The sequence below is a fragment of the Nitrospira defluvii genome, assembly GCF_905220995.1.
In the GTDB taxonomy this organism is placed as follows: Bacteria; Nitrospirota; Nitrospiria; order Nitrospirales; family Nitrospiraceae; genus Nitrospira_A; species Nitrospira_A defluvii_C.
Map to the genome: position 1 here is coordinate 102,233 of NZ_CAJNBJ010000021.1, position 14,058 is coordinate 116,290.

Below are 14,058 nucleotides of genomic sequence, written 5' to 3' on the forward strand. Positions count from 1 at the left end.
AGGCCGTTCATTTCGACGGCACCATCGCAGTCAACAGCTGCTGAACCGAGACCCGCTTCAGGATCTGTATGAGCGCCACACCGGCTATCAGGATGCCGATCACCACCTTGACGAACAGCGGAATATCGATCAGCCGGCTGACCACATAGACGAGGACTATGACGCCAACACCCCAGAGCATTCCCGGTTCGATCCCATAAGGGCACCCGAACCGACGCGCCAGGACGCATCGCATCCCGTGCAGGGCCAGCGCGCCGAACACCGCGGCGCTCGTCGCCCCGATCACCCCGAATTGCCAGGTGGCAAGACAGACCAGCCCCATGGTTCCCGCACTCATGAGGATGGATGTCCAGGATAGGAGGACGTTCTTCCGCGCCGTGAGCAAATACTGCGTATACGGAATGGCCGTGCTGTGTGCGAACATCAGAAGAAACCAGATCGGCACCAACTGCGCCGCCTGATCGAACTTGCCATGCGTCAACAGGTGGATCACCTCCGGTGAAAACAGAATGACCAGAATGCCCCCCGCCGTGACACAGAGGTACCACAGCGACACCATCTCTTCAACTTGCCGCTGTGACTGACGAGGATTTCCGGCAAACAATTCCAAAAAGGTAGGCGTCACGGTCCGTGAATAGGCTTTCGTCACCGTCACGAACATCCCGCGATAACTTTGCGAATGCGCATAGACGCCCAAGGTCGCAAGATCCAGCCAGCGCTGAATGACGAACCGGTCCAAGCTGTTGCCCACGACGTCCATCAGGCTGAACGGAATGGCCGGCATGCCGCTCCGCACGATTTCCTTTCCCCACTGAAGGCTGGAACGAGGCGACAATTTTCCGGCCGCGTACCAGAGGCCATGCAGGGCCGACATCAGCCCAGCGGCGATGGGAGCCAGGAACAGTGCCAGCACGCCGATATGTGCCACCGTCAGGCCGACGAACGTCGTGCCGGCACCGGCCAGCCATTGCAGGGATTCGTTCACCGCATGGCTCACAGGCGCCCGCTCGATCACCATCAGCGAACTCAACGTGACCCACAAGGCCCCGGCCAGCACCCCGAGTAAGGCCAGTCCAAAATACTGCTGATGCTCCGGACGATAGTCGGTAATGGCATGCGGGAGCACGAAAGGCGAGAGCCACCAGAACAGGATAATCCACAGGGCTTTCATGCCCACATTGGCAAGCAGGAGGGTGAACAACAACTCCTTCCGGCCTGATACCGATGTGGCATGCCAGTGGGTCGACAACACCCAATTGTCGCCGGTCGAGGCCAGCGGCGTCACGAGCATGGCCAGTGAAGTCAGAATGGCGACCGTACCGATATCAGCCGGATCAAGGTAATACGTAGTGAGGGGCACCATCACACCGACGCCCAACACCGTTTGGAGCAGCGGCGGAAGCAGAAACCACAGGAAACTCCTATCCACAACCGATCGGCCCTTTGCGGGTAAGTGGACGACGCCTGTCAGCGTGAGGATGCCGCACGATGAATGACCTCCAGTATTCGATCCACCGACTCCGAGGGAGTTTCCGTTCCGGTGTTCACCACCACATCCGCCTTGAGCGGCTCTTCGTATGGGTCTGAGACCCCCGTGAACTGCTCGATTTCACCCCGCAAAGCTTTGGCATACATGCCCTTCACGTCACGCCTGATGCACTCCTCTACGCCACAGCGCACCCAGACCTCCACGAAGGACCCGGGACCGCCGACCTGCTCGACCATGGCGCGCACGTCATCCCGCACGGCTCGAAACGGCGATACGGCGGCGACGATGCTGCAGACACCATGCTTGGTCAGGACCCGGCACACCCACCCGATCCGTCGAATATTCGTATCGCGGTCCGCCCGCGAAAATCCCAATCCTTTGGAAAGATGGGTGCGCACGACATCGCCGTCCAACACCTCGACATTCGTCACCCCCTGTTCCAGCAAACTGCGAAACAGCAAGTTGGCAAGGGTCGTCTTTCCCGCACACGGCAATCCCGTCAACCAGATGGTCTGCGCTTTCATGCGTTCAACTGCCATGGTTCAGAATCGGTCTCATGACGAACCAGCCCCGTCTCGCCCGGCGCGCGAAATCGACACACGGCTCTCCACCGGAAGAACCCCGTCCCAAGACCAACGCAACACCGGAGCGGGCTGCACCCGGCCGTATTGAGGGGCAACCAGTCCCTCCTCGAGGTGAGGAGCCGGAGTGATAGCCTTGCCTCCGGACAACAGCTGCGGCCCCTCCAACCAAAGGCGCTGGGAAGGAGTGGACACGTGCCATCCTGATCTCGCGGGAAGCAGGGAACAGTGAGGAGCAAACGTCAACGTCCACTCCGCATGATGGGACAGGGGACGACCATCACGGGGGGTCAGCCGGTCGGTCACCTGCCACGTCCCACTCAACCGATCGACGACGATCTCTCGCCGATGCCGAACCGGGTGGGAGAGCCGTTCGTACCCATCATGCTCCGCCACCAGCCGTTCAACCGGCCCCCCTGGTTCCCACTGCAACACCTGTACGCGGCTATCCGGGTGTAGGCAAAAGAGTTTTCCGGGAATCAACCGATTCTGCTCCGCCTGATCCACGGTGACGGTGGAGTGCGCACGAGTGCTGCGAAAACGATTATAGGCTTGCGGGTCGGAAGTATAGAGGAAACAACCAGGGTCCACAAGAATATCTTCCCCGCCGATGTGCAGTTCCACGGAGAGCAGGTCGTTATGTTTGTGGGTGCCCACCCCGTTCGTGCCGGGCGGACTGCAATTCACCAGCATGTAATTCCGCTCGTGCCGCAGAATGTAGAACCCGCCGAAAGGAAAGGCGACCGTGCGACTCAATCCCGTCGCCGGAACCGGCTTCGCCCCCGGTCCAGCCCCGAACCACAGCCCTTCAATCCAGGAAGACCCCGCGGCCGCTCGCCAGTCGTCACGGTCGAAGTACCAGGCGCCAAGTCCCAATACATGCCGGTGATCCCGCACATCACGACGGCTATACCCGGTCAACACATGCAGGCGGCCATTGTCGCCGTCGCCGATCTGCGGGGCGAGCCCATTCGGCTTCGTATATCCCGCGACCACATCACACATTTTCTCAAGCCGACGGTGAAACCCCGGCGGCAACTCGACCCCGTGGCGACGGCAGAGCGCTGCCGACGACAGAAAACATTCCGTCACCAGGCGATGATAGGACACGCTTGATTCGAAGTGCACGCCGTCCGTCAGCACCTGCCGGTCCATTTCACGTACCAACTCACGGACCGCAAAATCCCGCCATTGCCCGGCCTCGCGCAGCTCCTTCACACAGCAGCCCAGATAGAGCAATCCAACCACGTTCGCCAGATAGTGGTTGGCCGTCACGCCGTCGTCGCGCAACTCCAGATTTTCCATCAAGAAGCGACCGTGCGCGACCAACGTAGCAACAACGTCAGACAGCCAGGCGTTAGCCGCAAGCGGATGGTCGACCACCATGGCGAGGGTCCAGAGCCAGTTCACCGCCCGGATCGCCACATCCATCGGACAGGCCCAGTTGACACCGTACCCCGGTTGGTTGGCCTCGATCCACGCGGTCATCTGCGCGATACATTCACGTGCGTACTTCTCCTCGCCGGTCAACTGCGCCGCCTGAGCCAGGAGGACGAGATGGTACCCCCGAGACAGCTCCCAGGGAACTTTGATATCGGCCCCGTTTCCCTGCCCGTGAGGGATGTCTGAACAATAGACATCTGACCTCCACCGGTACCCGCTTTTTACGTCCCGATGCCAATCGATCGGATCGCCCAGGAAAACCGGCCCCGATCCCAACAGATCACACACATGGTGACAGACCTGCTCTGCAGACTCGACCACGGCAGCCAGTTCATCGGCCGCCTGCTCCCGGTAGTAGGTCCGCATCGCCGGCAGCTGCGCCGGGTCGAAAGGAAGACGGCTCCCCAGGTCCGTCTTCAGCCGCGCCATCACCCTGTCGAGTTGATCAGGCGTTGTGTCGAGCGCAGCCGTGAGGACTCGTCCATCCACTCGATAGGACCGCCTCGCCTGCTGCTTCCGGAACCATCGGCTAGTCAGGAGCCGTATTCCCTTGAGCATGCCCATGCGAAGGGTGGCGTACCAACCCACGCCTTGCAGCTTCGCGCGGATTCGATCGCCTGTTCTAATGGGAGGATCAATGATCATTCGGCACCGAGGGCAAAGGAGACGGGACCGGGACACTCCGCGCAGGCCGGGTCGTAAGATGACAAGTTGGTCATCGGCTGCTGTCGAATGAACCGGCTACGCCAGATAGTGTTTCCACCAGAGTGCCAGGTTGAAGAGATACCAGCCGCGAGGATCACGTTGTTCTTGTACAAGTTGCAGTACCGCAGCCCGATCCAGAATATCCGTCTGATCGCAGAACTCCGACAGTCGCGCCTGCATGAACGTCCCCAGACGCCCCTGCATCCATTCACGCACCGGTACGCCGAACCCTTGCTTCGGACGATCGATGATGGCATCGGGAATCACCCCGCGCACGGCCTGCTTCAGCAACGTCTTGACGACTCCGCCTCGCGTTTTCGCCGCCTCGGGAATACTCAACGCCAGTTGCACGAATTCATGATCGAGAAAGGGCACCCGGGCTTCGAGGCCGGCGCCCATACTCATCTTGTCGACCCGCATGAGCAACAGTTCCGGCAGTCTGAAATTCAGATCCAGATAACTCATCCACTGGAGCGGCCCCTGTTCCCAGGCCCGGCTCGTGAACCGTTCATGGATCGGTCGGATGGCGTCCCACGAGGTCCTCCCCCGAAACCGATTCTGCAAGCGCGGAGACAGCAGTCGCTGCTTCAGGGCTTCGGGGAAGGCTTCCGCCCCGCCCCAAAAGACCGGCTGCTTGAGCGAACCACGCCGCAACCGTTCATAATGAAACGTCTCGCCCTGACCGATCCATTGCAATCCCTGCAGCCCCATCCGCTTGAACAGCGAGGGCACCGGCCAGTGGTTCCACAACTCCAGCCTCCGGAAGGTTTTCCACCCCGGGTAGCCCCAGAACAGTTCATCGGCTCCCTCCCCGACCTGGCAGACGATGACGCCGTGCCGGCGCGCGAGCTCCGAGACATAATACACCGGCACACAGACCGGATCGGCAATCGGCTCATCTTGCAACGCGACCATGCGCGGCAGAAACTCGATCAGATCGTCCAACGACAGCAGTCGCTCATGATGATCCGCGCCGACCTGCCCGGCCATGAATCGCGCGTGACTCAGTTCATTGCGGTAACTGGGATACTCGGCGTCATACCCGATCGTGAAGGTCCGAACCGGCCGGGCCTCGCCCTGCGAAAACAACGCGGCGTTGGTACTGGAGTCGATCCCGCCGGACAGGAACACGCCGACGGGGACGTCGCTGACTTTGCGAAGCGCCACCGACTCCCGCAGTTTCTCTAACACCAGGGCCGCCAAGTCCGCATCCGAATGCCCGATCAGCGGGGTGGTGTGGTCCCACACATCCCAGTACCGGCGTTCCTCCATACTGCCGTCAGCCTTCACCCGCAGCCAGGTTCCGCCGGGTAACTTTTTGATGCCCTCAAACAGGGTTTGCGGAGCCGGTGTCGTGAGAAACGACAGATAATGAAAGAGGGAGTCTTCATGCAGCGCGCGCGGCTGGTCGGGATCTTCCAACAAGGCCTTGATCTCGGACGCGAACGTGAGTCGTCCGTGATGCAGGCTATAGTACAGCGGCTTGACCCCGATGCGATCCCGAACTAACCATAATTCCCGGCGGCGCGTATCCCACAGCGCAATGGCAAACATCCCCCGAAACTTCGCCAGCCCTTCGATACCCCAGGTCTCGAACGCGTGCAGGATGACTTCTGTGTCCGAATGGTCGGTTCGCCAACGATGGCCGCCCGACTCGTTCAACTCGCGCCTGATCGCCGCGTGATTGTAGATCTCCCCATTAAACGCGACCCACAGCGTCTCGTCTTCGTTGGGCATCGGTTGGGCCGCTGCGTCGGCCAGGTCGATGATCGACAGCCGTCGATGGCCAAGACCCATCCGGCGGTCCCGATCGATCCACAGTCCGGCACCATCAGGCCCCCGATGCGCCAGACTGTCGCGCATGCGTGTCAGATAGGACTCGGAGAGGCGGAAGGAACTCTGGTCGAAGACCAGCGCCCCGACTAGACCACACATAACAACCTGTTCACCCTATTGCGGACGATGATGAGGAAACCCCTATCAGGCAGGCACCGGTCGCAACCGTTGCGGAAAAGACCTACCGGCAGCAGAATCAGTCTCTGGTCCCGTCACACGCCTACCAGCCGGTCACCCAGCTCAGCCGTGCGTGGTCAGAGAGAACGTTCCGGCGTGGCGCCCACCTGCTGTCGGTACCACGCGTAGGCATCTTTAAGGCCTTCCCGTAGCGGAATCCTCGGTGTCCATCCCAACGCCGTCATGCGGCTGCAATCCATGAGTTTTCGCGGCATGCCGTCCGGCTTGGTCCGATCCCAGTGGATGTCGCCCCGATAGCCGACCACCTCCGCAACCATGGTCGCCAGTTCGGCGATCGTAATCTCCGCCCCCGCACCGACGTTCATAATCATGGGATCGGAATAGTGATCCATCAAGAAGAGACAGGCTTCCGCACAATCGTCTGCATGGAGGAATTCCCTGCGCGGCGTTCCCGTGCCCCACAGCGTGGGCGGCCGCCCTTCTTCCCTCGCCTCGTGGAAGCGCCGGAGCAGCGCCGCCAGCACATGGGAATGCTGCAGATCAAAGTTGTCGTTCGGGCCATACAGATTCGTCGGCATGGCGGCGATGAAGTCACATCCATATTGCCGCCGATAGGCCTGACACATCTTGATCCCCGCGATTTTTGCCACCGCATACCATTCATTGGTCGGTTCGAGGGGACCGGTGAGTAAGTACTCTTCCTTCATGGGCTGCGGCGAGTCCCGGGGATAGATACAGGACGAGCCCAACAACAGCAGCTTCTTGACGCCATGAACATAGGCTTGATGGACGACATTGGTCTGAATCGCAAGGTTGTCGTAGATGAACTCCGCTGGCAGCGTGCTGTTGGCCAGGATGCCCCCCACCTTGGCTGCCGCGAGAAAGACGTACTCGGGCTTGACCTCCGCAAACATCGCGGCCACCCGCGCATTGTCGCGGAGATCCAGTTCCTTGCTGGTGCGGACAACCAGATTGTCGTATCCCCGCTTCGTGAGGGCCCTCAGAATCGCCGACCCGACCATGCCCCGGTGCCCGGCGATGAAAATTCGCGCATGCTTGTCCATTGACTAGTTCCCCTTCGATGCCGTGCCCTGCAATTTCAGCCGCTCCGCTTCCAGATCCGCGTCCACCATCATCACGGCGAGTTGATGGAAGTCTACGGTCGGTTTCCAGCCCAATTGCCGCCGCGCCTTTGAGGCATCACCGATCAACAGATCGACCTCGGTCGGACGGTAGTAGCGAGGATCGATCTGCACATGTCGCTGCCAGTCGATGTCGAGATGGCCGAAAGCCACGTCGAGAAATTCGCGGACCGTATGGGTCTCGCCCGTGGCCACGACGTAGTCACCGGGCTGGTCTTGCTGCAACATACGCCACATGGCTTCGACGTAATCCCCCGCATACCCCCAGTCCCGTTTGGCGTCCAGGTTGCCGAGGAACAACTCACGCTGCAGGCCCAATTTGATGCGCGCCGCGGCTTTGGTGATTTTCCGGGTGACGAACGTCTCACCGCGCCGAGGCGATTCGTGGTTGAACAGAATACCGCTACAGGCAAATAGGCCGTAGGCCTCCCGGTAATTGACCGTGATCCAGTGAGCATAGACCTTGGCGGCGCCGTAGGGACTGCGCGGATAAAACGGCGTGGTCTCCCGTTGAGGCACCTCCTGCACCTTGCCGAACATTTCACTGGATGAGGCCTGGTAAAACCTGGGCTTCAGGCCGGACTCGCGAATGGCCTCCAACAGCCTGACGGTGCCGAGGGCGGTGATCTCCGCCGTATACTCAGGAATATCGAAGCTGACGCGTACGTGGCTTTGCGCGCCGAGATTGTAGATTTCATCCGGCCGCACCGTGCGAATGATCCGGTTCAACGAACTGGCATCGTTGAGGTCGCCATAGACCAAATGCAACTTGGCCCCCAGGGTGTGAGGATCCTGATAAATGCCGTCGATTCGGGCCGTATTAAACGAACTCGAACGCCGGATGATGCCATACACGTCATAGCCCTTGGCCAGAAGAAACTCGGCCAGATACGATCCGTCCTGCCCCGTGATGCCTGTGATCAGTGCTTTCATAACAGCCGGCCTACCCTCTCACGGTTTCAAAGACGGAACGAACGTGCCCGTCTGTTCTTGAACAAGACCCGGCTCGCCCCGCGTCGCATCGAGCCGGCTGGAGCCGGTGACGGTGAGGCCGACCGCTGCCAGCAGCCAGAACAGATGCGCAAGACTTCCCATGAACATGTAATCGAAGAGATTGCGGACGGCAAACCCGATCACCGCCAATCCGATTCCCGCTGCGATCACGGCGGTGGCACGATCACGCCCACTCGTCCAGGGAATCGGGATGAGCCGGCGCAACAGCGCGACGAAGATCCACGTAAAACTCAGCAGGGCGGGAATGCCGCTGCCGAGCGTCACCATCAAAAAGGTGTTGTGCATGGCAGGAATGATGCGGTCACGCTCCGGCAGGTGACCCTGCTTTTCAACCGAGTACGCAGGAAACCTTTTCACAAATGAATTGTTTCCAAAGCCGATGCCGGTTATGGGATGGGTCGCAACCTCGCCCAGGCCGATCGTCCACACCATTAATCTGGTATCGACCGTCTTGGCATCCACCGTGTCGGTCTGAAAACCGGAGTGAGAGGCCGCCATTAAGCCTGCGCCGACGAGGGCGAGCATCCCCAAGACCCCGAACGCCATGCGTCGGCCGCCGACCAGCAAGGCCAGCATCACCCCCTGCGCGGCATGGCCCAACCATCCACCGCGGGTATAGGAAAACAGCTGCGCAGCTCCCGTCAGACCAAGGGCGAGAGCCTGCGATATTCTGTTCCACGCCGGGCGCCCGAGGACGAGGAGACTACCCGCAACAGGGATCGCCACCACCATGTAGGTGCTGAGCCAGTTATAGTCGGACCCAAACGCATGGGCGCGTACATATCGATCCCGCCATGTGCCGCCCCGTTGAACAAACTCGATCAGGGCATAACAGGCCAGCAGCGACGCGCCGAGGACGAGAGCCTGAAGCACCAGTCGCGGCAACCGTTCGTTCCCGCAACGGGACAACACCAGCAAGGCCCAATAAAAGACACCGGCCTGCGCGACGAACTTTTTCCATTCGGCAAAACTATAGGCCGGATCGGTGGCAAAGGGGACCGTACACAGCACCCACACGATAAACAACCAGAGCGGAAGGTCGAGCGGAGTTTTGACCCAAGGATTCACTTTCTCGACGGCGCACATCCCGAGGCAGAGCACGATGAGGATGATCACCGTATGTTCCTGATAACGGAAGAGCAGCGGAAAAAAGCTTGCGCAAGCGACCGCCATCATCACATAGCCTTGCAGTCCCCAGAACCAGGCCCGGGCGGACGCAGATCGGTCGACCGCCTGAGCCGGCCGGATGACGGAATGCGCGGATGATGACGTGGTGCTATTCATGCGTTCGGGCATCGCCGTTTGCGGAATGGAGGCTCAGCCACCTCCCGCTGCCGGCTCAACGGACAGGCCGTCCGGAGCCGAGCCTCGGTCACAGCCCATGACAGCCGGGGCACCGTTCCGGAACCGGCCGGCGTCGGACAGGGTGGGAGACATCGGGCCTGCGTTCATCTCCCCATCGGTGCTGTACCATGACCTGAGATACGGATCACGGCCTCCCCGCACGGAAGAGACACATGACGGACACGGCGGAACCGCAGTATAGAGAAAAGGCGGAGGTTGCACAAGAAATGTGTCGGGCCGACACACCTACGCGCGCGGCCCGATCGAGAATGAAACAGGGATGGCAGACTACGCCCGGGCAGGCATCGAGGAAACGACCGGCAGCGCCTTCATGAACCGCTGTAACCCGTCCTGCCAGGACGGCATGGTGAGTCCGAGATGGTGAAGCCGCTCCGCCGATAACACCGAATAGGCCGGGCGTTTCGCCGGCCTGGGCATATCCGCCGTGGTGATCGGTTCGACCGGCACCCGGTAGCCCGCCAATCGGACGATTTCCGTGGCGAATTCGTGCCACGTGCAGTCGCCTTCATTGGTCACATGAAGAATCCCGCGCGCGGGATGCGCCGCCAGCTTGCCGATCATGCCGGCCAGGTCTTCCGCAAAGGTCGGACATCCTCGCTGATCCGCCACCACGCGCAGGGAGGGACGCTCGGCGGCTAGTTGAAGAATGGTCTTCACAAAATTTTTCCCGTGCAGCCCGTAGAGCCAGGCAGTCCGAACCACGAGCGCATTCTCGCAACAGGAGAGGGCCCGTTGCTCGCCCGCACATTTGGAGGCCCCGTAGGCACCGGCGGGATTCGTCGCATCGGTTTCGACGTACGGACGTGTTCCTGTTCCGTCAAACACATAGTCGGTTGACACATAAATCAGCCTGGCGCCGACTTGGGCCGCCGCGCGGGCGACACGCTCGGTCCCGTCGGCATTGACGGCCATCGCCAGGGACGGGTCGCGCTCCGCTCCGTCCACATCCGTATGCGCGCCGGCGTGAATGACCACGTCCGGCGCCGCCTCGACAATGGCCCTGCCGCAATCGGCATGCGTCAGGTCGAATCCTGGCAGGTCGAGTCCCGTCACCTGATGGTGCTGAAAGACCTGTCGAAGATCCGTCCCCAGTTGTCCCTGAGCGCCCGTCACGACGATGCGCACGATGTCCCCTTTTCCAGACGGGCTCCGTATTGCTGGCGATAGAATTCTTTGAACTCGCCGGACTTGATCTTCCGCCACCAGTCCTCATGCGTGCGATACCACTCGACCGTCTGTTTCAACCCTTCCTCAAACGGGACCTGCGGGGCCCACCCCAGGGCGCGCAGGCGGCTGCAATCGATCGAATACCGGCGATCGTGCCCCGGCCGGTCCTGCACAAACCGGATGAGCGAGCGCGACTTGCCCAGCGCCGCCACAATTTGCTCCGCCACCACGATATTTTCCCGCTCATTGCCGCCGCCGACGTTGTAGACGGTTCCGGCCTGCCCCTGTTCAAACGCGTGCTGAATCCCCGCGGCATGATCGTAGACCGACAACCAATCCCGGCACTGCTTCCCATCGCCATACAGCGGAAGCGGCTCCCCATCGATGGCATTGGTGGCAAACAGGGGAATGAATTTTTCCGGATATTGATTCGGTCCATAGGTATTGCTGCCGCGAGTCACCACCACCGGAAACCGGTAGGTCGTCCAGTAACTGAGGACCAGCAAATCCCCGCCGGCCTTACTGGCCGAATAGGGACTGCGCGGCTCCAGCCGATCGCCCTCCGTTGAACTCCCCTGCTCCACACTGCCGTACACCTCATCGGTGCTGACCTGCAGGAAGCGCTGGACGCCGGCCAGACGGGCCTCCTCCAACAAAATCCCCGTGCCGACCACGTCGGTGCGAGCGAAGGCTCCAGGATCGAGAATCGATCGATCGACATGTGTCTCCGCCGCACAGTTGATGATGCCCTCGATGCGATGCTCCCGCAACGTTGCATGCACGGCCTTCTGATCACCGATATCGGCCTGCACGAAACGATAGTCGGGGTGCCCGGCCAGATCCGTGAGATTTTCCAGATTCCCGGAATATTTCAGGGCATCGAGATTGACGACGGAATGACGGCCGCTCTGAATCAACCGGCGCACCAGATGCGACCCGATGAACCCGGCGCCGCCCGTGACGAGAATACGCATTTAGAACTCCATCCTGTTCGCACCGGTCTGGGCCACAAGCTGGTTGGCGGCGAGCAACGATTCAATGGTCCCGGCATCGGTCCACCAGCCGTCCAGCACATCCCACGTCAACTCTCCGGAAGCAATGTACGCATTATTCACATCGGTGATTTCCAGTTCGCCGCGTCCGGACGGCTTCAGCGCCCGCGTGATCTCGAAGACCCGCGCATCATAGAAGTAGATGCCGGTCACCGCGTACGACGATTTGGGATGCGCCGGCTTTTCTTCGATGCTCACCACGCGGCTCCCCTCCAGATGCGGCACACCGAACCGTTGGGGATCTTTGACCTCCTTCAGTAAAATCTTGGCGCCGGTTTTTTGTGCGCGGAATGCCTCGGCTGCCTTGGCGATATTGCCCTGGATCAGATTGTCACCCAGCACCACGCAAATGGGGCCATCATCGGCAAAATGCTCGGCCAACCGCAACGCGTCGGCGATGCCCCCTTCGCCTTGCTGATAGGTGTAACTCAAGTGCTTGAGGCCGAATTCACGTCCGTTCCCCAATAACTTCAGAAAATCGCCGGCGCTGTTGCCGCCGGTGACCAGCATGATTTCCGTGACGCCCGCGTTCACGAGCGTCTGGATCGGGTAATAGATCATCGGCTTGTTGTAAACGGGCAGCAGATGTTTGTTGGTCACTTTGGTGAGCGGCAGCAAGCGTGACCCGAGACCTCCGGCGAGTACGACACCTTTCATCCTTCCCCCCTCGGCAATAATACGGCCTGGTCGGACACCGATATCATCTTATGACTCACACCCATTCAACATCCACGTCTGTCGCCTCTGCCGAGCGATGCCGCCCGACTCCATAAGCATTGGTCGGATCTTAGCGTCTACACCTGGATTTAGACCAGAAAATTCGTTCATGGAGCCGAGGATGCCACCAGCTTCGAAGTCGCGACAATGCCAGGTCCTAGGTAGTTTCTCTACACGCCATATCCTGCCGCAATTGCTTCGACATCAGCTTCAGCAGCCGACCGTCCGTTCATAGATCGCCACCGTCTGCTTTGCCGTACGATCCCACTGGAACTCCTTCGCCCTGGCCAGCCCTCGCGCGCGCAATGATGCCTGTACGTCCGGGGACGTCAATACCTTGGCCAATGCTTCCGCCAATTGGTTCGACCGATGCGGATCCACCAGCATGGCCGCATCACCGGCTACTTCGGGCAACGACGAAGCATGCGAACAGATCACCGGGCACCCGCACCCCATGGCCTCCAACACGGGCAGGCCGAACCCCTCATACAGAGAAGGAAACACAAAGACCGTCGCCTGTTGATAGTACCGCGCGAGTTCGTCATCGGACACCTGCCCGACCAGCTTGGTGTGGGCAACGAGATGCCATCGCTCAATGGCCGCGCGAATATCCACGCGTTTACACACATCTCCCGCCAGAACCAGGTCATAGTGCACGCGCAGTTCCGCCGGCAGTTTGGCAAAGGCTTCGACCAGCGTGCCGACATTCTTCGTGGGATCGGAACCGGCCACGCAGAACACATAGGGCCGGCCCTCCAGCCGTTTCGAAGGAGGGTGGAAGCGATCCGCGTCGAGCCCCAACGGCGTCACGCTCACCTGATCGGGGCGAAGCGGCGCATGGGCCAGCAGATCGCGACGCGAATGCTCGGAGACGGTGATCACATGATCGATCGTCTTCCATCGATCCCCGACGAACCACTGTTCGATGCGTGCATGCACACTGGGTCGGGTCCGCAGCTCAGGAAACAACAGCGGCTTGACATCATGAATGGTCGTGACAAACCGCCCGCGCTTCCAGGCAACGCAAGAGTCATAGGGAAAGTGGAGCACGTCGTAAGGACCGACCAGCAGCGGAGCGGCTTGCTCCCAGACACGGCGGCGAAAAAACGGAAACCGGATCACGCGATAGCGCATGTTCGGACGTGCCGTAAACGGATGGTCCGTCTGGGGCAGCAGAATGTCATACTGGTTCGCGTGGTCGACGCGACCCAGGGCCTCGATCAATTCCCGGGCATAACGCCCGATCCCCACATTGATGTTCTTGAGGTGCCAGGCGGCAATAACGATTTTCACAATGTCGCGTGGAATCGACCGGTGGTGGAGTGCCACGACCGCCCCCTGCGCACCTGAAGGAGGAGCGCCGGCTGCCGTGGAAACGCGTATCGTCCAGAACCATCACTGCTCGACAT

The 14,058-nt window shown here is 60.6% G+C and carries 11 protein-coding genes; all 11 read right to left on the reverse strand.

What is annotated here, in order from left to right; translation table 11 throughout:
- Positions 1-7: 7 nt before the first annotated feature.
- A complete protein-coding gene (locus KJA79_RS22080) occupies positions 8-1,429 on the reverse strand; it encodes a lipopolysaccharide biosynthesis protein (RefSeq protein ID WP_213044272.1) in 1,422 nt (473 codons plus the stop codon).
- 38 nt (positions 1,430-1,467) lie between these two features.
- The gene (gene cysC, locus KJA79_RS22085) at positions 1,468-2,028 is read right to left on the reverse strand and encodes an adenylyl-sulfate kinase (protein ID WP_246507869.1); all 561 of its coding nucleotides are present in this window, start codon (positions 2,026-2,028) and stop codon (positions 1,468-1,470) included.
- 15 nt (positions 2,029-2,043) lie between these two features.
- A complete protein-coding gene (locus KJA79_RS22090) occupies positions 2,044-4,158 on the reverse strand; it encodes an alginate lyase family protein (protein ID WP_213044273.1) in 2,115 nt (704 codons plus the stop codon).
- A 96-nt stretch (positions 4,159-4,254) separates the two neighbouring features.
- A complete protein-coding gene (gene asnB, locus KJA79_RS22095) occupies positions 4,255-6,153 on the reverse strand; it encodes an asparagine synthase (glutamine-hydrolyzing) (protein ID WP_213044274.1) in 1,899 nt (632 codons plus the stop codon).
- A 155-nt stretch (positions 6,154-6,308) separates the two neighbouring features.
- Entirely contained in the window at positions 6,309-7,256 is a 948-nt protein-coding gene (locus KJA79_RS22100) for a GDP-L-fucose synthase family protein (RefSeq protein WP_213044275.1), read from the reverse strand.
- A 3-nt stretch (positions 7,257-7,259) separates the two neighbouring features.
- Positions 7,260-8,267: a GDP-mannose 4,6-dehydratase gene (gene gmd / locus KJA79_RS22105; protein WP_213044276.1), complete on the reverse strand. Its 1,008-nt coding sequence runs from the start codon at positions 8,265-8,267 to the stop codon at positions 7,260-7,262.
- A gap of 18 nt (positions 8,268-8,285) precedes the next feature.
- The gene (locus KJA79_RS22110) at positions 8,286-9,644 is read right to left on the reverse strand and encodes an O-antigen ligase family protein (RefSeq protein WP_213044277.1); all 1,359 of its coding nucleotides are present in this window, start codon (positions 9,642-9,644) and stop codon (positions 8,286-8,288) included.
- A gap of 336 nt (positions 9,645-9,980) precedes the next feature.
- The gene (gene rfbD / locus KJA79_RS22115; RefSeq protein ID WP_213044278.1) at positions 9,981-10,838 is read right to left on the reverse strand and encodes a dTDP-4-dehydrorhamnose reductase; all 858 of its coding nucleotides are present in this window, start codon (positions 10,836-10,838) and stop codon (positions 9,981-9,983) included.
- The gene (rfbB, locus tag KJA79_RS22120; RefSeq protein ID WP_213044279.1) at positions 10,823-11,854 is read right to left on the reverse strand and encodes a dTDP-glucose 4,6-dehydratase; all 1,032 of its coding nucleotides are present in this window, start codon (positions 11,852-11,854) and stop codon (positions 10,823-10,825) included. Before rfbB ends, rfbD begins: the two co-directional genes overlap by 16 nt.
- Positions 11,855-12,589: a sugar phosphate nucleotidyltransferase gene (locus KJA79_RS22125; protein ID WP_213044280.1), complete on the reverse strand. Its 735-nt coding sequence runs from the start codon at positions 12,587-12,589 to the stop codon at positions 11,855-11,857.
- A 270-nt stretch (positions 12,590-12,859) separates the two neighbouring features.
- Entirely contained in the window at positions 12,860-13,978 is a 1,119-nt protein-coding gene (locus KJA79_RS22130) for a glycosyltransferase family 4 protein (protein ID WP_213044281.1), read from the reverse strand.
- Positions 13,979-14,058: the final 80 nt, after the last annotated feature.